This window comes from Nocardia exalbida NBRC 100660 (assembly GCF_000308575.1).
In the GTDB taxonomy this organism is placed as follows: domain Bacteria; phylum Actinomycetota; class Actinomycetes; order Mycobacteriales; family Mycobacteriaceae; genus Nocardia; species Nocardia exalbida.
The window spans coordinates 31,181-56,068 of the sequence record NZ_BAFZ01000034.1 but is presented as its reverse complement, the minus strand read 5'-3'; the positions used below and the strand labels follow the sequence as shown (position 1 = coordinate 56,068).

19 protein-coding genes and 1 tRNA gene are annotated in these 24,888 nt (G+C 68.0%); 15 read left to right on the top strand and 5 right to left on the bottom strand.

Annotated elements, in window-relative coordinates; all coding sequences use genetic code 11:
- Positions 1–72: 72 nt before the first annotated feature.
- Both ON29_RS07220 and ON29_RS07215 read left to right on the top strand, forming a co-directional pair.
- A complete protein-coding gene (locus tag ON29_RS07220; protein ID WP_051174964.1) occupies positions 73–387 on the top strand; it encodes a hypothetical protein in 315 nt (104 codons plus the stop codon).
- A gap of 93 nt (positions 388–480) precedes the next feature.
- Entirely contained in the window at positions 481–1,002 is a 522-nt protein-coding gene (locus tag ON29_RS07215; protein ID WP_040865370.1) for a DnaJ family domain-containing protein, read from the top strand.
- 29 nt (positions 1,003–1,031) lie between these two features.
- Here the strand turns inward: ON29_RS07215 and ON29_RS07210 are convergent, their stop codons facing one another.
- Positions 1,032–1,496, bottom strand: coding sequence for a MarR family winged helix-turn-helix transcriptional regulator (locus ON29_RS07210; RefSeq protein WP_040865369.1), 465 nt, complete (start codon positions 1,494–1,496; stop codon positions 1,032–1,034).
- A 58-nt stretch (positions 1,497–1,554) separates the two neighbouring features.
- On the opposite strand from ON29_RS07210, the gene ON29_RS07205 reads away from it, so the two are divergent.
- Positions 1,555–2,544, top strand: a complete 990-nt coding sequence (locus ON29_RS07205; RefSeq protein WP_040865368.1) for a pirin family protein — start codon at positions 1,555–1,557, stop codon at positions 2,542–2,544.
- A 101-nt stretch (positions 2,545–2,645) separates the two neighbouring features.
- Positions 2,646–2,942 carry an excalibur calcium-binding domain-containing protein gene (locus ON29_RS07200; RefSeq protein ID WP_040865425.1) on the top strand — a complete coding sequence of 99 codons (297 nt, stop codon included), beginning with the start codon at positions 2,646–2,648 and terminating at the stop codon, positions 2,940–2,942.
- 63 nt (positions 2,943–3,005) lie between these two features.
- Here ON29_RS07200 and ON29_RS07195 read toward each other — a convergent pair whose 3' ends face one another.
- Positions 3,006–3,227 (bottom strand): DUF3618 domain-containing protein, encoded by a 222-nt coding sequence (locus ON29_RS07195; RefSeq protein ID WP_040865367.1) that lies wholly within the window; start codon positions 3,225–3,227, stop codon positions 3,006–3,008.
- Between the two features lie 165 nt (positions 3,228–3,392).
- Here ON29_RS07195 and bcp point away from each other — a divergent pair, with 165 nt between their 5' ends.
- Positions 3,393–3,866, top strand: coding sequence for a thioredoxin-dependent thiol peroxidase (gene bcp, locus ON29_RS07190; protein ID WP_040865424.1), 474 nt, complete (start codon positions 3,393–3,395; stop codon positions 3,864–3,866).
- A 67-nt stretch (positions 3,867–3,933) separates the two neighbouring features.
- Here the strand turns inward: bcp and ON29_RS07185 are convergent, their stop codons facing one another.
- Positions 3,934–5,160: a hypothetical protein gene (locus tag ON29_RS07185; protein ID WP_157172683.1), complete on the bottom strand. Its 1,227-nt coding sequence runs from the start codon at positions 5,158–5,160 to the stop codon at positions 3,934–3,936.
- A gap of 295 nt (positions 5,161–5,455) precedes the next feature.
- On the opposite strand from ON29_RS07185, the gene ON29_RS07180 reads away from it, so the two are divergent.
- Positions 5,456–6,076: a TetR/AcrR family transcriptional regulator gene (locus ON29_RS07180; RefSeq protein ID WP_227954938.1), complete on the top strand. Its 621-nt coding sequence runs from the start codon at positions 5,456–5,458 to the stop codon at positions 6,074–6,076.
- Between the two features lie 36 nt (positions 6,077–6,112).
- Here the strand turns inward: ON29_RS07180 and acpS are convergent, their stop codons facing one another.
- Positions 6,113–6,550, bottom strand: a complete 438-nt coding sequence (acpS, locus tag ON29_RS07175) for a holo-ACP synthase AcpS (protein WP_040865364.1) — start codon at positions 6,548–6,550, stop codon at positions 6,113–6,115.
- 76 nt (positions 6,551–6,626) lie between these two features.
- On the bottom strand, positions 6,627–15,944 hold the full coding sequence (locus ON29_RS07170) for a type I polyketide synthase (RefSeq protein WP_040865363.1): 9,318 nt from the start codon (positions 15,942–15,944) through the stop codon (positions 6,627–6,629).
- A 386-nt stretch (positions 15,945–16,330) separates the two neighbouring features.
- On the opposite strand from ON29_RS07170, the gene ON29_RS07165 reads away from it, so the two are divergent.
- The 9 genes from ON29_RS07165 (at position 16,331) to ON29_RS07125 (ending at position 24,873) form a co-directional block, all read left to right on the top strand.
- Positions 16,331–16,412 (top strand) — tRNA-Leu (locus ON29_RS07165).
- 182 nt (positions 16,413–16,594) lie between these two features.
- Complete coding sequence (locus ON29_RS07160; protein WP_051174955.1) at positions 16,595–17,026, top strand: hypothetical protein; 432 nt, start codon at positions 16,595–16,597, stop codon at positions 17,024–17,026.
- Positions 17,026–18,096, top strand: a complete 1,071-nt coding sequence (locus tag ON29_RS07155; RefSeq protein WP_051174954.1) for a tyrosine-type recombinase/integrase — start codon at positions 17,026–17,028, stop codon at positions 18,094–18,096. Before ON29_RS07160 ends, ON29_RS07155 begins: the two co-directional genes overlap by 1 nt.
- Complete coding sequence (locus ON29_RS36630; RefSeq protein ID WP_051174953.1) at positions 18,096–18,920, top strand: DUF2637 domain-containing protein; 825 nt, start codon at positions 18,096–18,098, stop codon at positions 18,918–18,920. The genes ON29_RS07155 and ON29_RS36630 overlap by 1 nt, the downstream gene beginning before the upstream one ends.
- Positions 18,921–19,591: 671 nt before the next feature.
- A complete protein-coding gene (locus ON29_RS07145) occupies positions 19,592–20,227 on the top strand; it encodes a hypothetical protein (protein WP_040865362.1) in 636 nt (211 codons plus the stop codon).
- 622 nt (positions 20,228–20,849) lie between these two features.
- A complete protein-coding gene (locus ON29_RS07140) occupies positions 20,850–21,179 on the top strand; it encodes a hypothetical protein (RefSeq protein WP_040865361.1) in 330 nt (109 codons plus the stop codon).
- Positions 21,176–22,219, top strand: coding sequence for a tyrosine-type recombinase/integrase (locus ON29_RS07135; protein WP_040865360.1), 1,044 nt, complete (start codon positions 21,176–21,178; stop codon positions 22,217–22,219). Before ON29_RS07140 ends, ON29_RS07135 begins: the two co-directional genes overlap by 4 nt.
- Positions 22,220–23,025: 806 nt before the next feature.
- Positions 23,026–23,652, top strand: coding sequence for a DedA family protein (locus ON29_RS07130; protein ID WP_040865359.1), 627 nt, complete (start codon positions 23,026–23,028; stop codon positions 23,650–23,652).
- Between the two features lie 9 nt (positions 23,653–23,661).
- Positions 23,662–24,873: an amidohydrolase family protein gene (locus tag ON29_RS07125; RefSeq protein WP_040865358.1), complete on the top strand. Its 1,212-nt coding sequence runs from the start codon at positions 23,662–23,664 to the stop codon at positions 24,871–24,873.
- Positions 24,874–24,888 lie beyond the last annotated feature (15 nt).

The window sequence follows — 24,888 nt, the reverse complement described above, 5'->3', positions numbered from 1 at the left end:
GGCCGCGGCGCTTTCCGGCCGATACGCCCGGTCGGCTAGGGTCGATGCCACCTGCGACCCGTGGACGTGCCCGTGACCGACTACGCACACAACGACGTGGCGGCCAAGAGCCGCGCCGAGAAAGCGCGACGGCTGGCGAGCTACCTCTGGCACCGTGGCATCACCGGCTCCGAGGTGCTCGCGATGACGGCGTCCGTCCGGCGCAAACTGGCCAGGGCCGCCGCGACGAATCCGCCGAGCACGGACGAGACCTGGACTACGGTGGCGCGGTTGCTGACCGAGAAGGACGACTGGGCCGCCCGCCATCCGGAGCATCCCGCGGCTCGGCGGGAGCACACCGACGAGAAGCTGCTCTGGGTGAAGCCGCCGATCACGCCGTGGTCCTGATCATCCCCGAAAAACGTTTCCGCACAGGATTTTCCACGTCTACTACAGGCTTCCGTAGAGTGGTGTCATGTATCCGTCGACACCGCCGACGCGATGACCGAGCGCAAACCGGCGAAGCAGACGTTCGAATCGTGGGTCGACAAGCAGATCCGCGAGGCGGCCGAGCGCGGCGAATTCGACAACCTGCCCGGCACCGGCAAGCCGATTCCCGGGGCGGGCACCGCTTACGACGAAGATTGGTGGCTGCGCGGCTATCTACGTCGCGAAGGAGTCGGCAGTGAGGCGCTGTTGCCACCGTCGCTGCTGTTGCGGCGCGATATCGAGCACCTGGCCGAAGACGTGCGCGATGCGACCAGCGAACGGCAGGTGCGTGCGGCCGTCAGCGAACTCAACAAACGCATCGTGGACTGGCTGCGGATGCCGGAAGGACCGTTCGTGCCGATCGCTCCGGTGAACGCGGACGACATCGTCCGGCAGTGGCGCGAGTCCGCGCGGCCGAAGCGCGAGCGGCCGAGCCGCGCGACGGCGGCCCCTCCCCGAGCGGGGGCCCGCGAGGACACCGCGCGGGCCCCGTGGTGGCGCCGATGGCGACGGCGTGACACCGAAGCCGGATAGCGTCCTCGCAGGAGAACGAACCGCGCCGCTCAGGCGCCGAGTTCGGTCACCTGCTCCACCTCGGTGACCACTTTGTCCGCCAGCCCGCGCAGCACCCGCGCCTCATCCGCCGTCATCGGCTCGATGAAGACGCGACGGACCAGATCGACGTGGTTCGGCGCGGCCCGCTCCAACGCGACGCGCCCTTCCGGCGTGAGCTGGACGATGATGCCGCGGGCATCCTCTTCGGCGGGCCGCCGCTCGACCAGACCGCGCGCGTCCATCCTGGCGAGATGCTTGGACAACCGGCTCTTCTCCCAGCACACCTCGGCGGCCAGCTCCTTGGCGCGCAAGCAACCGTTGGCGGCAGCGGACAACGCCACCATCAACTCGTAGTCCGCCAGGGAAAGACCGTCCTCGGCCAGGCCGGCCGAAATCGCCCCGTCCAAACGCTGGCGCAGCCGCACATATGCCTGCCAAGTCGCCTGCTCGTCGTCACTCAACCACCGGACCATGGGAATGAAGTGTAGTCCCGGTTGGTTGACATGGACACCAACTCTCGAGGAGGTCCCCATGCCCGCCGTCACCGTGCCCGACATCATGGTCCTGCCACGCCTCCCCCGTCTCGACGCGACCCTGCGCGAACGACCGGTCCGGAGCGTGGTCACCGCGCACAAACAACGCGAAGGCGCGGGTTTCGAGGTGCGCAGGCCGTTCCCCAGCATGGATCTGCGCACCGCCGATCCGTTCATCCTGCTCGACCAGATGGGCCCGGTCGCCTACGAACCGCATGAGGCGAAGGGCGCGCCCTGGCATCCGCACCGCGGCTTCGAGACGGTCACCTACATGCTCGACGGCACCATGGTGCATCACGATTCGCAGGGCGGCGGCGGCGTCATCGGCGAGGGTGACACCCAGTGGATGACCGCGGGCTCCGGCATCCTCCACGACGAGGTGCCGCCGGAGGAGATGGTCGCCTCGGGCGGATGGTTCCACGGCATTCAACTCTGGGTGAACCTGCCGCGCGCGCTCAAGTTCGCCGCACCGCGCTATCAAGACCTGCGCGCTCGCGAACTGACGCTGGTGAGTTCGCACGACGGCGGCGCGCTGGTCCGGCTCATCGCCGGGGAGGTCGGCGGGTTCGCCGGTCCCGGTTCGACCTACACCCCGATCGCCTACGCTCACGCGTCGATCACTCCCGGCGGAATCCTGGAAACGCCTTGGCCGCAAGAGTTTACGGCGATGGCGTACGTACTGTCCGGCAGCGGGGCGGTCGGCGCGGAACGCAGGCCGCTGAGCGAAGGACAGCTGGCGGTGTTCGGCCGCGGAGACGCCATCAGCGTGACAGCCGATGCGCGCCAAGACAATCGGACCGGAGCGTTCGAAGTGCTGCTGCTCGGCGGACGGCCGATCCGGGAACCGGTGGTGCAGTACGGGCCGTTCGTGATGAACACCCGCGCGGAGATCATCGAAGCGATGGAGGACTACCAGGCCGGGCGCATGGGGAACATCCCCGCACAGCGCATCAGCGGCGCCGGTGGGCAGGATCCCCTAATGCCCTAGTTCCGTCCCCCCGAGGTTGACAAGAGAGCGGCCCGTCACAACAGTGGATGCGGCGTCCGGTCGGACGCCGCATCCACCGCAGCAACCACATAGAGGAATACATGAACGTTCGCCGGCTCTCCGTCAGCGCGGCCGTCGCGGGACTGACCTTTCTCGCGGCTCCTGCCGCCCTAGCCGCCCCTCCGTCCGGATCCGCCGGAACGGGTTCCTCGGCCGTCGACACCGGCTCCGCCGCGACCGGCTCGGCCGGTCTCTCGCAGACCGGTTCGGCCGGTGGCGCCTTCGCCAACTGCGACGACGCCCGCAACGCGGGCCGTGCGCCGCTGTTCCGTGGCGAACCGGGCTACGGCCCGCACCTGGATCCCGACGGCGACGGCTTCGCCTGCCCGACGGTCTGAACCGACCGCGAAACGACGACACCCGGTGGGCCATGCCACACCGGGTGTCGTCGTTTTTCCGGCTCAGCGGAAGATTTTGAGCAGCACCAGCCCGACGACCAGAGCGGCGGCCCCGATCAGGCTGTATTTCACCTTCGGCTCGTTCAGCTTCCCGACCACGATCTGCTTGGTGTCGTCCGCGATGCGATGCGGGTCCGCGCGTACCGCGAGTTCGTCGAGCGTGCTCGCCAGCCGAGTGCGGGCGGCCTCGATCTCCTGCTCGATCCGCTCGGTATCCCTTGCCACGTTCCACCCTCCTGTTGTCGATTGCCGCACCCGGTGCACGATCACGCCGCATGCTCGGCCTTTCGTGCGGCACCCGGGGCTCGCGGACGAGTGTATCCGCCGCCACCCCGCATTATCCGGCCGCGCGCGGATCACCTGTCCGGACCTTCGGATACCGTGCTGGAGGTGACCACCAACCAACGACTCTCCCCGGGCGACACCGCCCCCGAGTTCACGCTTCCCGACGCCGACGGCAAGAACGTCTCGCTGTCGGACTACCGCGGTCGCAAGGTGATCGTGTACTTCTACCCCGCCGCGAGCACGCCCGGCTGCACCAAGCAAGCCTGCGACTTCCGCGACAACCTGGCCGACCTGGACGGCGCGGGCATCGACGTGGTGGGCATCTCCCCGGACAAGCCGGCCAAGCTGGCCAAGTTCCGCGACGCGGAGCAGTTGACCTTCCCACTGCTGTCGGATCCCGACCGTGCCGTGCTCACCGCCTGGGGCGCCTACGGCGAGAAGACCATGTACGGCAAGACGGTCGTCGGCGTCATCCGCTCGACCTTCCTGGTGGACGAAGCGGGCAAGATCGCCGTCGCGCAGTACAACGTGCGCGCCACCGGCCACGTCGCCAAGTTGCGCCGCGACCTGTCGGTGTAGCCCGCAGGCAGCGAAAAGCCCGGCGCCGCAGGGGCGCCGGGCCGAGATCGGGCCGCGTTCGGGTGGATCAGGCCTGCAACACCTGCTGGGCGGCCCACTGCGCCATCAAACGCAGGTGCTCGTCCCACCAGTCCGCGGCTTCCGGGGTGAATACGGCGGGCGGCGGGGCCTCGCCGGGGAACAACAGCGCGCCGTCGGGCGCGCCCACCACGCGGTCGGCCGGAACCCCGGTACCCGGCACCAGCGGCGCCGAGGCGTTCGTCTCCGGTCCGTTCGTGGCATCGGCGTCGACCAGCGGCAGCGGACGCGGTGCGGCACCCCAGCGAGGCTCCGGAAACTGCACTCCGGTCGCGCCGGCATCGGCGCCGGAGCCGAGCGGCCCGTCGGACGACTCGCGCGCCTCGGTATCAACAGGCCGGACCTGGTCTGCCGGATGCGACGCGCCGGCGCCTTCGATCCGGGCGTCCGACACGACGGTCGGCGCAGGCCGCGAGGAGTCGTTCAGCAGGTAACTTCCACCGACGACCATTCCGCTGGCCAGCACCCCGGCCGCGGCGAACACCGCGACTCCGCCGCGCGCCCGGTGCGGCTCGCTCACCGAGTCGGCGCAGCTGTCCTGCTCCAATCGCACGCTCAACGCCGCGCCCGCAGCGGAGGCGAAAGCCCCTATCGTGCACGGGATCACCGGCGCCCCGAATTTCTCGACCGCCGCCAGCACCACCGACCCGGCGCCCGCCGAGCCGATCAGCGCCACCGCGTCCGGTCGCGCGGCGGCCGCGTCCAACTGCTCCCACGCCGCCGCGACGCCCATGCCGAGCGACCGCGGCGTCGCGCGGCCCGCCTGCCCCACCGCGGCGAGCACCCGGCGGCGGCCGCGGTCGACCAGGGTGAACGCCTGGTACCCGGGCACCACCTCGCAGATCAGCAGGTTGTCGTGGGCCTCGAGCCACGTCATCATGCTCGCCACGCTCAAGTGGGCCGATTTCACCGAGACCATCGAGGCGCTGTGCCACGGACCGGTCGCCAACCGGGTCACGATGGCGCGCCGCTCGGCGGCGTCCCGATAGGCGACCGCGACGCCCCCGATCGCCCACTCCGGGCCCAGCCCCGCGGCCAGGGCGCTCAGCGCGGCCTCGACCGCCGCGGCCACGTCGGCCTTGCCGTCACCGTCCGCTCGCACCACGCGCCGCAGCAGCACCCGGTCGGCGAGCTTCTTGCCGTCGGCGAGCGCTACCGCGTGCACGGCACCGCGTTCGGTGGAAACGCCGAGAGTCACCACAGATTCAGCTACCACTGATCACGCCTTCCCTCTGTGCATTGACCGAGCTCACGCTTGCCGAAAGCCATGAGCCCCATGGATTCCCCTGCTCGGAACACACGTCGCGATGCACGCGCGCTCGGTATGTGTTCGGCACCACATCGGTTACGGATGGGTAGCGGAACTCGAGCCGCCTGGATCCGAACGGCGGATGCGCGTATCGCCCGCTTGCCGCTACCGTTAGCCTGGTTGCGTGGACGTACGCGCGGAGGCCAGGTCGAAGCACCGTGTGGACCCTGCGTTGGAGTTGCAGGACGACCCACAGGAGCTCATGCCGCGACGCAGGCCGACGCAGGAACGCAGCAAACGAAAGTTCGACGCGTTGCTCCAGGCGTCCAGGGAGTTGCTCGTCGAGGTCGGGTTCGAATCGTTCACCTGCGAAGAAGTGGCGGCCAGGGCGGAGGTGCCGATCGGCACGCTGTATCAGTTCTTCGCCAACAAGTACGTCATCGTCTGTGAGCTCAATCGCCAAGACCTGGTTGCGGTTTCCCAGGAACTGGCCGATTTCCACGGCGAGATCCCGTCGCTGGACTGGCTGCGGCACATGAACCAGTTCGTCGACCACCTGGCCAACCTCTGGATGACCGACCCGTCCCGCCGGGAAGTGTGGCTGGCCATGCAGTCCACGCCGTCCACCCGGGCCACGGGCGCGATCCACGAGAAGCAGTTCGCCGAGGTCGTGTCGCAGATGCTGCGGCCGCTCACCCCGCGCACCCCGCGGGTACGGCGCACCATGATGGCCGAAGTGCTGGTGCACGTGGTCTATTCGATGCTCAATTTCTCGGTGCAGGACGAGCAGAGCAGTGCGGAAGCGGTCGCCGAACTCAAGCGGCTGATGGTCGCCTACCTGCTCGTCGCGGAGAAGGAGTCGCGCACCGGCAGCGAGCGATGACGGTGGTCCCGGCGGGAACCGGGACCACCGTGCGGCTCACCCGGCGCTGTCGCGGCCCTCGATGAGGTCGGCCAGCTCACCCGGGTCCTCGAGCACCACCATCGCGGCGGCGGTGTCGCCGTCGTGGGTCAGCGACAGATGCACCCGCACCCTGGGCAGGAATTCCGCGGCCAGGCCGTGCAGTTTGATGCTCGGCCTGCCCCACGCGTCGTTGACCACCTCGATCAGCGGATACGGGTTGTCCCCGATCTGCGGGCGGCGGGCGAACCGGGACGATGCCCAGGCTTTGAGCACCGCCTCTTTCGCCGCCCACCGCGCCGCGTAGCTGCGCGCCGGGTCGGTCCCTTTGCTCTGGCAGTAGCGCCGCTCTCCCGCGGTGAAACTTTCCCTGAGCATGGTCGTTCCGGCGCGTTCGAGCTGTTCGGAGAACTCGGAGATGGTCACCAAGTCCAAGCCGATACCGAGGATCGTCATAGGCGGGCAGCCTACGACGTACTCGGCGAGCCCGCGCGCGGACCCGGCGCGGCGAGTTGCCCCGCCGCGCTTCCGGTTACGCGCATCCGATGCCCTTCGCGCGGTAGGACCCGTCCTCCGCCAGGCGCGCCTCCGGCGAGAGCAGCACGTCGGCCTCCAGCTGACGAGCCCGCTTGGCGGGGGTGCCGTCGCCGCCGAGCCTGCGATCCGCGGGACGCTCGTACAGCGGCGCGCCGCCACACATCGCCTCCACGAACCGCTGCCTGCCCGCCAGCTGACGCTCCTGCGCCCTGCGCTGGTACTCCTCGCGCCGTCCCGGCTCGATGGCCTGGATGAACGCCTCCGGATGCACCACCGCAAGCAGGCCGTTCACGTGGCCGAAGCCGAGGGAGGTGACCAGACCGGCCTTGAGCGGAAGGCGATCGCCCAGCCGCAGCGGCTCGCGCAGCCACACCAGGTGCGGGTAGGCAAGCATCTTCTCGTCGACGCAGTCCAGGCTGCGGTTCGGCGGGATGACGCCCTGCTCCAGCACCTGGCACAGGCCGATGAGCTGGAAGGCGGCCGCGCCGCCCTTCGCGTGCCCGGTGAGGGTCTTCTGCGACACGACGAACAGCGGAGCGCCGTCCGAGCGTCCGATGGCCGTCGCGAGACGCTCGTGCAGCTCCGACTCGTTCGGGTCGTTGGCGGCCGTCGAGGTGTCGTGCTTGGACACCACCGCGATCTCGTCCGGCGTCACGCCGAGCTTGCGGAGCTCGGTCGCCAGCCTGGACTCCGCCCCGCCACGACCGGCGCCCAGCGCGCCCAGACCGGGGGCCGGGATCGAGGTGTGCACACCGTCCGCGAAGGACTGCGCGTAAGCCACCACGCCGAGCACCGGCAGACCCATCTCCAGCGCGACGCTGCCGCGCGCCAGCAGGACCGTTCCGCCGCCCTGCGATTCGATGAATCCGCCGCGGCGGCGGTCGTTGGCGCGGGAGAAGTACCGGTCGCTGATGCCCTTGGCGCTCATGGCCGCCGAATCCGCGGTGGCCGACATGTCACCGAAGCCGACGATGCCCTCGATGCCGAGGTCGTCGTATCCGCCCGCCACGACCAGATCGGCCTTGCCGAGCCGGATCTTGTCGACGCCCTCCTCGACCGACACCGCGGCGGTGGCGCAGGCCGCCACCGGGTGCACCATCGCGCCGTAGCTGCCGACGTAGGACTGCACCACGTGCGCCAGCGCCACGTTCGGCAGCGCCTCCTGCAGGATGTCGTTCGGGCGCGACTCACCGAGCAGGTTGTCGATGTAGAGCGAGCGCATCGAGGACATGCCACCCATGCCGGTGCCCTGGGTGTTGGCGACCAGCGAGGGATGCACCCAGCTCATCAACTCGGCGGGACTGAACCCGGAGCCGATGAACGCGTCCACCGTGCACACGATGTTCCACAGCGCCACCCGGTCCACCGACGCGGCCATATCGGGCGAGATACCCCAGATGGTGGGGTCCCAGCCGGTCGGGATCTGGCCGCCGACGGTGCGCGAGAGCTTGGCCCGGCGCGGCACCCGGATCTCGGTGCCCGCCTTGCGCGTCACGGTCCAGTCACCCGAGTCGGCGACCGGCGTGATCACCGTGTGCTCCGGATCGGCGGCGTAGAAGGCGCGGGCCTCGGCCTCGCCGCCCACCGTGAACGACAGATCCTGGTCGAGGAACACCGAGGTCATCAGCGGCGCCGAGTTGTCGGTCATGGCGCCGTCGTCCTCGTAGCGGCGCACACCGCAGCGGGCGACGACGGCGTCGTGGTAGCGCTCGGCCAGCTCGTGCTCGGGCACGTAGTCGCCGGACTCGGCGTCGTACCAGCCCGGCTTCGGGTCGTTCTCCCAGATGACCATGCCGGTGGTCCACGCCAGCTCCAGCACGCCCGCCGCCGACAGCTCGTCGGAGACCTCCATCTCGAAGCGAGTGCGCGCCGAACCGTACGGGCCGAGTTCGCCCGCACCGACGATGACCACCATGTCGGCCAGGTCCGCGGCCACCTCGCTCCACTCCGGCACCGGCAGCGCGGAGGTCACGGTCGGCGGCGCCGGCAGCGCGGCGATGGTGCGGCCTGTCTCGGCGTCGGTCTCCGCTTCCGCCTGCTCCGCGGCCTGCTTGGCCAGCGCGGGCAGGTCCAGCTTGGCCCGGGCGAGTCCGCCGGTCAGGTCGATCTGCTGCGGGCCGGTCGCGGTCACCTGACGGGCCCGGGAGGTGCACCACTTGAGCAGTTCGTCGGCCATCTCGGTGGTGGACCAGGTCTGCACGCCTGCCTTCTCGACCGCCTCGACCATCGGGTCGTTGTGGCCCATCAGGCCGGTTCCGCGCACCCAGCCGATCAGCGCGTGCACCAGGGTGACCCGGGCCGACCACGACTTCTCGGCCCGCCACTTGGCGACCACCGCGTCCAGCGCCGCCTTCGACTCGCCGTAGGCACCGTCGCCGCCGAACATGCCACGGTTGGGCGAACCCGGCAGCACCACATGCAGTTTCGCGTCCACGTCGTAATCGGCGCCCAGCTTGGACAGCCCGCCGATCAGTCGTTCGACCGACCAGAGCAGCACGCGCATTTCCATTTCGGCGCGCGCGCCCGCGTCGGCGAGATCACCGGCCACCCGCGGCGCCGCGAACGGCAGCAGCAGGGTGGGCGTCATCGCGTCCTTGATCTTGATCTTCGCGCCGCCCGCGCTGTCGACCTGCTCGGTGCCGATCCAGTCGATCAAAGCGTCGACGTCCTGGTAGGACGCCATGTTCGCGGGCACCACCCACAGGGCCGCGCCGTGGCGGGCGTTGTCCCGGTACAGCTTCCGGTAGAAGCCGAGGCGTTCGTCGTTCAGCGCCGAGGTGGTCACCACCACCGTGGCGCCACCGCTGAGCAGCCTGCCGGTCACCGCCGCGGCGATGGATCCCTTGCTGGCACCGGTGATCACCGCGATGTCCGAGGACCACAGTCCGGGCTCTTCGGTGCTCAGCGCCGCCTCGGCGATGCGCTCGTACACACCCGCGAGCACCGAACGCGCCTCGTGCATCGCCCGCTGCCGCCACCAGTTCGCCTGCGCCGCGACGGCTTCGCCCGCGCCGATGAACCCGGTAACCGGTCCGTTCGCGCAGCCCGAGTCGTCGGCCAGCCACAGTCGGGCCAGGTCCTCGCGCGCCGTGGCCCACCGGTCGTCCAGCAGCACCGCCTTGCGGGCGTCGAACGCGGGCGCGACCAGGCGCGGCCAGTCCGCACCGAGCTCGGCCGACACCAGGTCGACCAGCGAGTCATCGGACGCTTCCGGAGCGGAGACCCGCTCGGACAGTCCGAGCTGTTCGAGCACCACGCGCGCGGCCGTGGCCAGCACGCCGTCGCGCCCGGTGATCTGCTCGGTGAACTCGCCCAGCGCCGCGGCGTCGACGGTCGCGCCGCCACCGCCGCCCGCCGAGGGCAGCGACACCGCGACACCGCGGCGGGCCGCGACGGCCTGCACGGCGGCGTCGATGGCCGCGTCCACCGAGGCGGAGTCGCCCAGCGCGCCGGAGACCAGCCCGCCCAGATCACCGCCGCGCACGCTGGTGCCTTCCCTGGTGCCCAGCGACACCTCGGCGGTCACGTGGCTGGCCCACCCGTCACCGAGTTCCCAGACCTTCGTGACCCGATCCGCGATGGCGGCCGGACGCTTGCCGGACGGGCCGAACACCTTGCGCAGATGATCGCCGATGGCGTCGGTGAGCACCGTGCCGAAGGGACGGTAGGTACGGGCGAGCCGCTCCACCGTCGCCGACAGCGCGCCCATGTCGGCGTCGGCGGCGCCGTCGATCGCGCCGAGCGAGAGCTCGGAGCCGAGGTCGACCAGCAGCTGGTTGCGCCGGGAGGAGACACCGTCGCACAGGCCCTCGATGGTGTCCACGGGGCCGATCTGGTCCAGCCGCAGCTTGGTCCACAGCGCGATCAGCACGCGGGTGGCGTCGGCGGCGGTGAACGCGATGTCGTCCGGACGCGGACCGCCCGAGCTCGGGGCGGGCGCCGCCACGGGAGCGGCGGCGACGGCCGCTGCCGGAGCCGCGGTGGCCGCAGGCTCCTCGACGGGCTCGTCGACCGGCGCGGGGTCGGTGTCGGTCGCGTAGACGATCGCGGCCTCGCGCTCGATGTTGAGCACCTCGACCGTGGCGTCGCCGAACGCGGGCAGCTTCAATGTTTGGCTGGCCAGGTTGGCCACCGTCGGCGTGGCGCCGAGACCGATCTCGACGAACCGCTCGACGCCGAGACCGCCCTGCGCGGGATCGGTGAACAGCAGGTCCTGCGTCTCGATCCAGCGCACCGGGCTGGCGAACTGCCAGGCCAGCAACTCGACCAGCACCACGCGGCACAGCTCGGTCGGCCGGGCCGCCCAGCTGTCGAAGTCGGCCAGCACGGCGGTGAGCGGCTCGGACGGCACCAGGTCGGCGATCTCCTGGACGAACGCCCGCTCCAGCGAGAACAACCTGGGTACCAGGTTCGGGATGTAGCGGCCGACCAGGACCTCCGGGCGCAGATCCACCGGAAGCAGCTGCTCGAGCTTCTGCCGGAATTCCGGAACGCCCTTGCGCAGCACCGTCGAGTGGAACGGCACGTCGATGCCGGGGACCAGGATGAACGCCCGCTTGCCGCCGAATTCCGCACGGCGGCGGTCGATCTCCTCCTCCAGCGCGTTCAGCCCGGCCACCGTGCCCGCGATCGCGTACTGCGACCCGCGCAGGTTCAGGTTGACCACCTCGAGGAACTCCCCGACCCGCTCGCCGACTTCGTTGACGAAGCCGACGACCTCCGCGTCGGGCAGCCCGATCTGCGAGGGCCGGATCGCGGCCATCCGGTAATCGCTGCGGCCCTGCGCGTCGCGCGGCACCAGCTCGTGCATCGCGGAACCGCGCTGGAACACCACCTCGAGCACCGCCTCCAAGGGGAGCACCCCGGCGACGGCGGCGAGCGCGTTGTACTCGCCGACGGAGTGACCCGCGAGCAGCGCATCCTCGACGAACGCGCCGGCCTCACGCAGTTCCGCCACCTGGGCGACACCGAGAACCGCCATGGCGACCTGGGTGAACTGGGTCAGGTGCAGCACGCCGTCGGGATGCCGGTGCTCGACGCCCCGCGCCTTGAGGTAGGTCGGGTTGTCGCGCACCACGGCCAGGATCGAGAAGCCGAGCGCGGCACGGGTGTGCTTGTCCGCGCGCTCCCAGATCTCCTTGGCCGCCTTCGACCGGGAGCGGGCGTCGAGCCCCATCCCCTTGCGCTGGATGCCCTGACCGGGGAAGGCGTATACGGTCTTCGGCGCCGCGGTGCGACCGGTCGCGGTCATCACCAGTTCGCCTTCGGTCCGGCAGGAGACCTCGACGATCTCGCTGCCCGCGTCGACCGCGACGCGCTCGACGCGCACATCGATCTGCGCGCCGGGGCGGACCATGCCCAGGAACCGGGTGGTCCACGCGGTCAGCCTCCGCGCCGGAGTCGAAGCGGCCGGATCGACCGCCGACACGACGTGCTGCGCGGCGGCCGACAGCCACATGCCGTGCACGATCGGGCTGCCGAGTCCGGCGAGCTTCGCGGCGGAATCGCTGGTGTGGATCGGGTTGTGATCACCGGAGACGGCGGCGAAGGCGTGCATGGTGCGCGGCGCCACGATCGTGACGTCGCGACGTCGCCTGCGCGGGGTGTCGGTGGCCGCGTCGGACACCGTGCCCGCCGCGCGCGGCGGATCGGTCAGTTCGCCCGCGCCGTTTCGCCCGCGGATCGCGAAACGCTCGGTGAGGGTGGCCAGCACCGGCATCGACATCCCGGTCTCGGGCTTGTCCAGCATGGCGGTGATCCGCACGTGCACTTCGACGACGCGGCCGAGGTCGGTGTCCAAGGTCTCCCCGGCCTCCGCGCGCACCGCCAGCACACTGGTCTCGGCGGGCAGCTCACCGGCGAGGTGCACCTGATGGTCCAAGTGGACCAGGTCCAGCATGCCCTCGATGACGCTCTCGCCGTTCGCGGTTCGCGTCGCGCCCAGCACCGCGAACACGGCGGGCCAGCAGGCGCCGACCAGCACGTCCGGCACGGTACGGCCGAGCGTGCTCAGCGTGGCGGGCAGGCCGGAACCGGTGACGCCGGCGTGGTCGGCGATCAGATCCGGTATCCAGGCCAGGTTCACGTGCGCGACCTTGCCCTTGACCTCCGGAAGATCCTGGCCCGCGGCGACCGCGAGCAGCGCGGCCATGGCCTCGTGGGCGTCGGCCTCGGTGACCACCGGGGCGCCGCCGTTGTAGACCGAGGTCGGCACCGTGATCCGGATGCGCACCGCGTTGCCCGCCAGCAGCGGGACGGTCAGCTCCAGATAGCTGTTCTCCGGCTCGGGGCCGGTGGTCTCGGCGAGTGTCGCGCCGGTGGGCGGATGCACCGCGCCCTTCCCGTCGACGACCCATTCGGACAGGTCGCCGAGCCGGTGTACCGGGCTGATCGTGGTGCGCCCGGCCCACTGGACGTCCGGGGCGGCCAGCACGGCGTCGATCGGGCCGCTGGTGACGCCCGCCGTGCGGCGCGCGTCCACCGCGGCGGGTGTCACGCCCGAACGCACCAGCGAGTACGCGGCGTCCTGTTCGAAGCGGTCGAGCAGCTCGCCGACCGGCTCGTCGACCCGGGTGATGCCCGCGACCGCGACGGTGCCGGGAATGACGCACACCTGATCGGCCGAGTAGCGCGGATCGTGCGCCTGCCACAGCGAATCCGAGCGCCACCAGCGGCGCACGTCGGCGTCGACGACCGGCACGAAGTTCACCGGCTTGCCCGGCGTCTTGCACAACGCGATGAAGAACGGGATGTCGGCCGGGTGCAGCAGGGTCTGCGCCGTCGCGGGGTAGGCGTCCTTCAGGGTGCACAGCGCCGCGACCGGGTCCTCGAAATCCTCGTCGGCGGCGAACAGCGTCGCGATCTCGCCGCGGTCGGCCGGATGCAGCCGGGCCTCGGTGCGGCGCATCATCTCCGCGAACCGTTCGCGCCAGGTGATGTCCAGCCACACCGAGCTGGTGGCCTCCGCGATCGCGTCGCCCAGGTCGCTGCCGCAGTCGAAGTCCTTGCGGCGGTCCAGCCCGACCGCGAGCTCGACGTAGCGCTCCAGCCAGTCCTGGTAGGTCATGGTGGTCAGATCGCCGAAGTACGGCTTGGCGGTGGCGTTCAGCGCCGCGATGATCTCCGCGCGGCGCGCGGCGACCGCGTCGGCGTCGCCCGCGACCTCGTCCAGCAGGCGGCCGGTGCGTGAGGCGGCGTTGTCGATCTCGTGGATGTCGGCGCCCAATTGGCTACGGCCCGATGCCATCCCGCCGGACGCGGTGCCCGCGCCGACCCAGTCGGGGGTGCCGGGGGTGTCCACCAGCAGTTGCTTGACCTCCGGCGCGGTGGTGGCCTCCAGCGTGGCCATCGCCGCCGTGCCGACCAGCACGCCGTCCAGCGGCATCACGGGATAGCCGTGCCGGACCGCCCACTGGCCGGTGAGGTACTCCGTCGCGCGCTCGGGGGTTCCGATGCCACCGCCGACACACACCACCACGTTCGCGCGATTGCGCAGTTCGGCGTAGGTGTCCAGCAGCAGGTCGTCCAGGTCTTCCCAGGAGTGGTGGCCACCGGCCTTACCACCCTCGATGTGCATGATCACCGGGTAGTCCGGCACCTCGTCGGCGATCCGCAGCACGGCCCGAATCTGGGCGACGGTGCCCGGCTTGAACGCGACGTGGGAGATACCGACCTCGGTGAGCTCCTTGATCAGCGCGACGGCTTCCTCCAGCTCGGGGATGCCCGCGGTCACGATCACGCCGTCGAACGGGGCGCCCGCCGAGCGGGCCCGCTGCACCAGCCGCTTGCCGCCCAGCTGCAGCTTCCACAGGTAGGGATCGAGGAACAAGGAATTGAACTGCACCGAGCGACCGGGGTGCAGCAGCTTCTTCAGCTCGGTCACCCGGTCGGCGAAGATCTGCTCGGTCACCTGCCCACCGCCGGCCAGCTCGGCCCAGTGGCCCGCGTTCGCCGCGGCCGCGACGATCTTCGCGTCGACCGTGGTCGGGGTCATGCCCGCCAGCAGGATCGGCGAGCGCCCGGTCAGCTTGGTGAAGGCGGTCTCAACCACGATGCGCCCGTTAGGCAGTCGCACCGGGCGCGGCGCGAACGCCGACCACGGGGTGGCAGGCTCCGGCGCTGCCCCCGGGGTGAGCAGGCTGCGCTGTCCGGCGCGGGTGGCGGCCGCGATCATGCCGAGGCCGGTGCCCTTCAACGTGCCCGATGTGACGCGGGACAGCAGATCACCCGGGCCCAGGTCCAGAATCCATTGCGCGCCCGCGGAGATCACGCTCTCGACGACCTCGACCCAGTCGATCGGATCGACCAAGATCTGCCGCGCCAACCGGCCCGCCAGTTCGGCGTCCAGGCCGCACTGGGTGGCCCAGCTGCTCACCAGTTCGACGGTGTCGGACAGCGCCGGGTGGTGGAACGCCACGTCGACGGCCACGTCCTCGAAGACCGGAGCGAACACCGAGCCGCCGCGCACCTTGGCGTCGCGCTCACGTGCCTGCTCGTCGTGCATCTGCGCGCACCGCTGGCGCACCCGCTCCAGCTGCGCGGGGGGACCGGAGAGCACCGCGCGCCGACGTCCGTTGCGGATCGAGACCACCACGGACGCGGCGGGATCCGCTCCCTCGCACACGTCGGCCACCACCGCGCGCAACTGCTCGGGATCGACATTCGACACCGCCACCATCGGCGAGCGCTCGCCCACCGGCATCAGCCCGCGCCGCCGCGCCACCAGACCCGCCGCGGCGCCGATCATCTGGGCCACCGCGAGCAGCTCCGCGTCACGGGCGCCACCGGCTTCGACCGCCGCGGCGGCGAGCAGGCCCTGCGAGTGCCCGACGATTGCGACCGGCGCGTGCTCCGCCGGATCGAGACCTTGCAATCGCAGCGCGCGCACGGCCGCCACCTGGGTCAGCATCACGCCGGGCATCGACACGGCGGCCGAACGCAGCACATGCTCGGACGGGGCCGCGGAGGTCTCCCCCTCGTCGGTGTCGGCCAGTTCGTTCTCGAGCATCCAGCCGATCGGGTCGAAGCCGACCGGACGCACCACCAGCAACTGCGCGGCCACCGGCTCGAGCAGCGTGGCCGCCTCGTTGACCAGCGCGGTCAGCTCCGGCTCCAGCGCGCTGTCGCGCCCGATCTCTTCCAGCTCGCTCAACCACTGCGCACCCTGCCCACCGAAGGCGAGCGCGTACGGCACGCCGTCGAGGAGACGATCCAACAGCGGCGACCGCGCCCCGCCCGACGCGGCCTTCCCGGCGGCGGCTACCGCCTTCGTGCTCTGTCCGGACTCGGTCTTGGTGCTCTCGTTGATCGTCAAGACGCTTCGACTTCCTTCTCCATGCGACATGCCTCGGCGACACGCCGGTCCCTACCGGTTCACGAGTGATCGCGGGTGATCGGCCTGATACGGGCGAGAATGGCACAAAATCATGAGGAAATCCTCACGTTTGCCCTCGCGTGTGGGCGCTACTTCGGAGTATTCGTGTACTTACGTACCAGAATAGTGGTGAACATGACTCCGCCTCATGTTTGAACTCGCTGGTCCATCGGGTTACCAACGCGTACGAAACATGAGCGCCCCTCATGTTGAGCTTGTCCAAATCGTTATAATCCCAGGTAAGGTTACTGACGAGTACGCCACACCCTCCCAATGCTTCGTAATGGGCGAAACGCCCGGTAGAGTTTGGACGGTCGTACCATCAAGCGCGAGTGGCGAAATTGGCAGACGCGCCAGATTTAGGTTCTGGTGTCCACGGACGTAGGGGTTCAAGTCCCCTCTCGCGCACAGATTCCCGTCAGTCGTGACACTTTTTCGTGCCGCGTGTTGGAGTGCACTCTCACACACGGAGGACGACCAGTGGAAACACGCTCTGACCTGCATCGATTCTTGGCAAATCTGCCACTTTGCGACAGTGGTGACCCTTTCGGAAAGTTTGCTGGCACCGCCGCCGGGAGGGGTGGTCAGCGGTGATCGCGCCGGTCATCCCGCCGCAGTCGTCGTTGCAGGAACTCATCTACGGACCGCAAGTCACGAACCGCGCGGTCCGTCCCGCCGACGACGATCTCGTCTACGGACTCTGCTCCGTCGGCGACGGAGGCCGCATCCTGGACAAGATCACCTTCACCGCGCTGGGCTGGCGTCCGGGCATGCGTCTGGAGCTGACCTGTCTGGAGGCCGGGGTTCTGCTGGCACGACCGGTTCCCGAGGGTGGCATCGCCATGACCGAGGGCGGGTACTTCCGCGTTCCGTATAGGCTGCGGCGCCGAGTGAGTCTGTCGATCGGTCAGCGGGCCCTGCTGATCGGGCACCGCACCCGCCGCGCCCTGCTGATCCATCCGCCCGCCGCACTCGAGGAGTTGTGCGCCGCGAGCCTGCGGCTGCTGAAAGCAGGGGCGTGATGACCGCACACGCCCCTTCACCCGCGACTGCGGAGACGGTGGCCGCCGCACGGTTGCTGCTGACCCAGATGGGCATCTCCCCCGCCGATCTCGTCACTCCCGACACGCGGATGCCGACCTTCGCGGAGGTGATCCCCCAGGTCCGGGCCCGGTTGTCCGAAGGCACCCTGCGCACCTACAACACGCATTTCGAGCACCTGCTCGCACACTGGGCCCAACGGCGCCTCGACGAGCCGACCAAAGCCGATCTCGAAGAGATGGCGGCCGGCATCCAAGCCGGCACGCGGGTCAACCGCGCCTCCCGCGGCGGAACCAGCGCGGTCGAGCACTTCATCAGCGCCACCCGGTGTATCTACCGCTACGCCGAAGACACCGGCTGGATCCGACCCGTGGACAACCCCGCCCGCAAACTCACCATGCCCACCCGCCAGCCCTCACACCGGTACGCGATCCCCGCCAATCAGTTGAACGAGATCTGGACCGTCGCCGCGACCACCGGCAACGACCCCGACCTCGATGCCCTGATCCTGCGCCTGCACATCGAGACCGCCTGCCGCCGCGGCGGCGCCCTCGCACTGCGTCCGCACGATCTCGACCCCGACCAATGTCTGGTCTATTTGCGGGAGAAGGACGGTACCGACCGCTGGCAGCCGGTGTCCCCCACACTGATGCGGCACCTACTCCAGCACGCCGCCGAACGCCACAGCCCGCGCTCGGAACAGTTGCTGCGCTACCGCAACGGAAGACCCATCACATCACGGCGTTTCGACCACATCTGGACACGGATCGGCCAGACCCTGCCGTGGGTCGCCACACAGGGCGTGAGCATGCACTGGTTACGGCACACCACCCTCACCTGGGCCGAACGCACCTTCAGCTACGCCGTCGCCCAGAAGTACGCCGGACACCACAGCAAGAACAACGGCACCACCGCCACCTACGTCAAAGCACACATCACCGAGGTCGCCGCCGCGGTGGCCGTACTGACCGGCGAAGCGCACCCGCTCGTACCCGCATACCGCACACCGAACCGTCCGCACGACGAGCCCGCGACCGGAGGAATCCTCTGATGTCCGACACCGCCCTCACCCCGGCCACGGCGATCGTGCGGACGCCACCACCCAAGGCGACCACACCCAAATCTCGTGCGCACGGCTTCTTTTGGACGGTACTCACCGCTGCGGCCACTGTCAGCCTCACCGGCAACGCCACCCAAGCCCTTCTGCACGACACGGCACTGCCCGTCGTGGCCGCTGCGGTCGCGATCATCCCGCCGCTGGCGCTCCTGGCGGCGGTACACGGGGTGACGGTCCTCGCACGTGCGCACACCGCCACCCGCGCCACACGATGGGTCGCGACCGCGATGACGGTTCTCATGGCCACCGGCGCGTTCTGGCTCTCCTTCACCGCTCTCCGGTCGCTGGCGATCACCGCCGGAATCCCCCAGAGCGAAGCGTGGTTGTGGCCGCTGATCATCGAAGGATCCATGACCCAATCCACCGTCGCGCTACTCGCCCTCGCCCACTCCACCCCCAGCAACGAGCGTGCGCACGCTGACGACCTCCGCAACGACGACTCCATATCGCGGGCGCACGTCCCGTTCTCGGACGCCGAAACCGTGCCCACGCCACCAACTGCTGTAGAACTGGTCCTCACAGCACCGCACCTACCCGACCCCACAAGCCGAGACTTCGCCGACCTCGCGGCACAATTGTGCGCACGCGATCCGGCTCGGCGACGAGACCCCGAACTCGTGGCGAAAGCCTTGGCCCACCATCACCTCGACGGATGGAATCCGACCCGCATCGCCAACGAACTGAACAGAAGCCGGTCGACCATCAGCCGGATACTCAGCGAAGCCGCGACCCTTACGCTTCCCCGCAACGACCTATGAGACCGAAACCGCCAAGCACGACGACTCGTGCCGTGGCCCGCCTGCCTTGCCGTAGACAAAGAGCCCGCCACGAAAGACGGACACGCGCTCAGCGGCCGCGCAGCCAGGATGCCGCACATGAACTCCGGACGATCATGGGTGGGCGGCGCCGCGGACGAATCACTGATCCGCCGCGCTTGACCTTTCCTACGTAGGAGGTGATCTTGCGGTTGCTGCTGCGTTCGCGGATAGCCGTGGCCCCGAACCGCCGAGATGATCGGCACGGCGGCCGTCTCGACACACCGGCAGTCTCATCTGATCCGTCCATATCGTTCTACTCACTCGGCACGATATGGAATGGAATGGAATCGGCTGCTACATCACAAGTGTGTCAGCCCTCAACGTCGGGCATCTGGGCGCACGCGCGGGTTGGCCAATCGGGCGACCAGCGCCCACTGTCTCAATTCCATTGGATTCCAATCCGTCGATACGAAATGGAATGGCCCGGATCCGGGCAGCCGTGGCCGACCTGATCGAGACGCGACACCTTCGCCCCCAGGTTGCAACTCTGCCCGGCTGAAGCCTTCCCGATCCGCTCACGACCACCTACCGTCGATTACCGCTCGGCACCACTGCCGTCCCCCGGGCGCCGACTTCGTCGATAGGCGCCGCGGCACGAATACAATGCAAGTATGTCGGTCGAAATCAATTGGGACAGAATGCACTTCAAGACAATAATTACAACACCCGTAAGGAGTGATGGGACCTTCGGCCCGGGCATCTCACAGTGGTCCAGCCACGGCCTACTCGGCTCCACCGTGGACGACGGCCAACTACCTCCTCGCACCATCCTGTGGATGAACGGTGTGGTAGCAGACCTCTGGACCCCTAATAACAGCATCTACCACGCCTTGGACGCGATCAGCAGTGACTACGAAAAACTGGCGACCGCAGTACTCGAGCACAATCAAAATAGCCTGCGCGACGACGTCGAAGAGACGCTCGCCATGCCGTCCTCGCGAGTGGTGCTCATCGACAGAGCATCGCTCGAGCCGGAGTTTCGCGGGCAAGGCGGCGTGGGCAGGCTCCTGATCAGTTACATCCTCAGACATCTTGTTGGTGACGGCGACGGGATCGCGGTCACCCTTCCCCACCCGTTCGAAGTTGATTCCAATGATCCCGAGTTTGAAGCCGAGCTACGAAAGGTTCGACACGTCTGGCAATCGATCGGCTTTCACCCTGTCAACGACGACGTATGGATCTTGGATTCAGCGTCCACCACGCACTCAGCAGCGATAGAACGCTTGGAGGAAAAGCTCGGTGTCTAACCCACGAACATCCTGTCGCAATCCACATCCCCACCAGGCGTACCCAGCCCAGCCCCACGCTACGCTGCACCAACATGCACCAAGGCTAGGTTCACGTCAGTGATGTCCGGCCACCCGTGCCTACCGGGAAACGCGATCGAGGCAGGATCTTGCCTAGACTGGGTAGAAGCGATGAGAATCTCAAAGGGCCGAATAACTTTGACCTTTGATGCGCACACCGGGGCTAGGAGGACTTGAACCTCCGACCTCCTCGCAATCACAAAACCCCAGCTCAGCGAGCTGCCGATACGAGACAGCGGCCCCGCAAACCAACGTTTGACCACGATTCCCTACGCCTCATTGCGATTCATGACCGCGAACCGGTGACGAGAGGTTCCTGCACGGGGTGGTTGGACGAGTGGCCATAACGGACGGCAGTACGGCACTGCTCGCGTATCCCCGTCGCCCCCTTGCTGAAGGTGGTCTGGCGTCTTCGCCGAAGATGAGCTTTCATAGATTCGGGAGAATCGGCAGGCGGGACAGGAATGAAGTGTCCATGCCTAGTCAACGACGCAATGTAGGTTTGCCCTTACCCGGAGGGCCGGTCCCTGCCCGCCAATTCAGGACACCTGCTCCGACAGTCATGGTATCGATCGTCAACGACCGCGCACGCCTGTCCGGTCAGCGTGTCTTCGCTGCGATGGGATGGCCGCCAGGCCAACCCATCACCTATTCGACCGTCGGACAGATCGTCGCGATCCGATGTGCCCCACCGGAGAAGACCCGCCACGCGATCAGTCCGCTAGGGCAAATACGCCTACCAGCGGCAGTACGACACGCCACCGGTGTCGCCGCGGGCGACCACATCCTCCTCACCGCCTGGCCCTCCGCAAGCATGGTGGCGCTCATCCCGTCTAGGATCGTGCTGGAGGCTTTGGCATCCACGCTGACGACGATGGCGGGCACCGCGTGAACACCCACGAGTTCGAGGTAGCCCGACTGTTGCTGGAACGCCTCAACATTCGCCCTGAAGACCTCCTTCGGTCCGCGGCCCATCACACGAAGGCTCCTACCTTCGCGGAGTATGTGCCACGCCTCATCGAGGCAGTGCCGCCCGGCGCGCGACGGACCTACACGCCCTACTGGCGTCGACTCACCGCCAAATGGCCCGACCGAGCACTGGACGAACCCACCGCCCTCGAACTTCAAGAACTGGTCGAGCACACCCGACGCAATGCCGTGGTACGCCGCAACAGCCGTGACGGACGATCTGCCGCCGAGCATATGGTCGGCGCGATCCGCTGCCTATACCGCTATGCCGACCGCGATGGCTACGTCTCCTCCTCCGGCAACCCCTCCACCGATATCAACAAGCCCTCACGGCTGCCGAGCACACGACGTGCCCTCTCCACCCGCCAACTCGCCCAAATCAACCACATCGCCACCACAACAGGAAACGATCCCGAACTCGATACCCTCATTCTGCGACTGCATCTGGAGACAGCCTGCCGCACGGGAACCGCGCTGCGGCTCCGCAGGGAAGACCTGGAACCCGAACAATGCCTGATCCGATTGTTCGGCAAAGGCGGAACCATGCACTGGCAGCCGGTGTCCCCCACCCTGATGACCCGATTGCTCGAGCACAGTGAGCGCAACCCTGAACTGGGTCAGCAACTCCTGCGATATCGGCACGGCCGTCCGATCACACGTCGCCGCTACGACCACATCTGGGACAGAATCGGACGCCACCTACCCTGGGTCACCACGCAGCAGATCACGACTCACTGGCTCCGACACACCACACTCACCTGGGTCGAACGCAATTTCGGATACGCCACCGCACGCGCATACGCAGCCCACGCCGAACCCAGCGGCCAAGACGGCACCACCCTCACCTACGTCCGAGCATCCATCGCAGAAGTCGCTCAAGCCGTAGCCGCACTCACCGGCGAGACCCACCCTCTCGCGCCATCGCGTGAGGAATTCACGCCGATGAGGATTTCGCTTTCGTAATCCGCTCCATCGGAGACGGAGGCCGGATGATCCTTGGCAAGATCAGCTCACCGCGCTGGACCGACGTCCAGGCATTCGCCTCGAGCTGACCTGTCTGGACGCCGGAATTCTGCGCCCGCCCGGTGCCGGAGGGTGGCATCACCATGACCGAGGGCGGCTACTTCCGCCCCTGCGGCATATGTGAGCCGACGCCCCTGGATCTGGGTACATAGCCCCTGCACCTCCGCCGCCCGCATGTGCGGGTTCCCAGGTCGCTCGCAGCTCTCGCAGACGTCGGGACGGGAAGTCCAGGTCGATATGCGGAATCCAGCCACTTGCCGACGACAGGTCTTCCAGACCTTGGGAGGCGGCGGTGTCGAGCATCGCCTCGACCGGGATCTCGATTCAGCACGCGGGATACGCACCCTGGCGCCGGTGAGGTCTAGTTCGGCCAGGCGCGCGCGCCGCTCGACATATGGAAGGCCATGGTGCTGGCACCGTCGCGTTCGAGCAGGTCGAACACGTTATGGCAGGGGTTCGAAACTGACCGATGGCCCGATGGATGCGGAGCTCTGGAACGGCGATGAGGTCGGTGATGCCCTGTAGCGCACACACTGAAATGCCGATTCCAGTGTCGTTTACCGGCAACTATTGCGAAATCATATACATAGATACCAAGGATTGATTTCCTGTATAGCGATCTTCTGCGCAGACTTTGTTCTATTGCCTGCTCGCCCCATGCGAGTACCCCACGGGACCGACGGACCTGCTCCCGCCGGCCGCCTGGCGGCTTCTGGCTGCGTAGTTGAACGGACTGGTGCAATTAGATGTTCGATATCACCACGGCGCTGGATGGCGTACATGGTCTGGCCTTGTACGCGGCTATCGCGGCACTGACGATCTCGTTGTTCTGGATTCCGATGGGGCTGATAATTCCCGGCGAGCCCCTGTTCGTGCTGGTAGGCATTCTCGCGGCCGGTAATCGCGTCGATTTTCAGATCGTGCTGGCTGTCGTGATCGCCTCGAACGTCGTAGGCCCGACAGGCACCTACTACCTCGGGCGAGTGTTCGACGACTGGATTCGGCACCGTCCGGTCGACTCGAAGTTGCGCCGGGCCCTGGAGAAGGGCGAAAGCAGTCTACGCAAGCGCGGAACCGTGGCCACGTTGTTCGCCTGCTGGATTCCGCTGCTGCGCACGACGATTCCCGTCCTGATCGGCGCTTCGAAATACTCCTTCCCACGGTTTCTGGCATTCAGTGCCACAGGTACCACGATCTGGAGCGCGATCTTCGTTTCCGGTGGATTTTTCGCCGGACCATTTTTCGAGAAGTTCGCCACCTATGCAGGCATGGTGCTGCTGGCCGCTCTGGTCTGCTTCCTGCTCGTCAAACTCGTCCGCCGACTCACCCGCCGTGCGGTGCCGGCGGAACCGAACCAGCTCAATGCTCACTGAAAGGATTCCATGACCATCGCGTTCACCCACGCGCTACTGATCGATGGCAACGGCGGGCCCGCCGTCCCTGATGCCACCGTCATCGTCTCGGGCAATAGGATCTCCGCTGTCGGAGCCGCAATCGAAATCCCGGACGGCGCGCAGATCATCGACCTCGCAGGCAAGGCAATCCTGCCCGGCTTGATCGATGCCCACGTGCACTTGGGCGGGTTGGGGTTCGGCAGCCGACCGGCCTTCGCGGGTCGGCAAGCCACCGATGATTACGCCGACCCGAGGGCAGGTGCGCTGCGCTACGGCGTGACGACCGTCCGGAGTCTGGGCGATTTCCTCACCGACAGCTTGGCTGTGCGCGACGCCATCGAATCCGGCGCCCTGACCGGTCCCCGGATCGTCACCAGCGGACCGAGCTTTCAAGTGGAAGGTGGACATCCCAACGGCAGCGTGTGGTTCAACGATCCGCAAGCGTTGAAAGAAGCAGCGCGCGTACCGAAAACCGTCGGGGAAGCCAAGCACCTCGTCGGCGAATTGGCCGACGCGGGCGTCGATCTGATCAAAATCATCATCTCGAACAATGCGATCTTCGGCCCTGCCAAACCCGAATTGAAGATGCCGTGGGAATTCACCGAAGCCATTATCACCACCGCGCACGATCACAACCTGATGGTTGCCACGCACACAGAAACCCTCGATGACGCGATGCGCGCGGTACAGCTCGGCGCCGACGACATCGAGCATCTGGTGATGCGAGCTGAGGAATGGGACGACCCCGCCGCCTTCGACACGTTGTTCGATCTCATCACCACCTACGGTGGCTATCTGGTGCCGACCATGGTGGCCCATCAGCGCGACACCACACCCGAGACCGATGCCCGCACCCTGCGTTACGGAAACAAACTCGTCAAACGAGCCTTCGACCGCGGTGTGAAGCTCGGGGTGGGCTCGGATGCGCATTCGACCGGAATGCACGGCTGGAGACTGCGCAATGAACTCGTGATGCTGGTCCACGACCAGGGAATCCCGGCTGCCGATGTCCTCACCGCGGTCACGAAGACGAACGCCGAACTCACCGGCATGTCCGGACTGATCGGCGCCGTCGAGGCGGGCAAGCTCGCCGACCTGCTCATCGTCGACGGCAACCCACTTGACGACATCACCGCCATCGGCAATGTTTACCAGGTCCTGCGTAACGGGGCCGTGGTTATCGACAATGCCGCCGCCTGACCGATCGGAGGAACG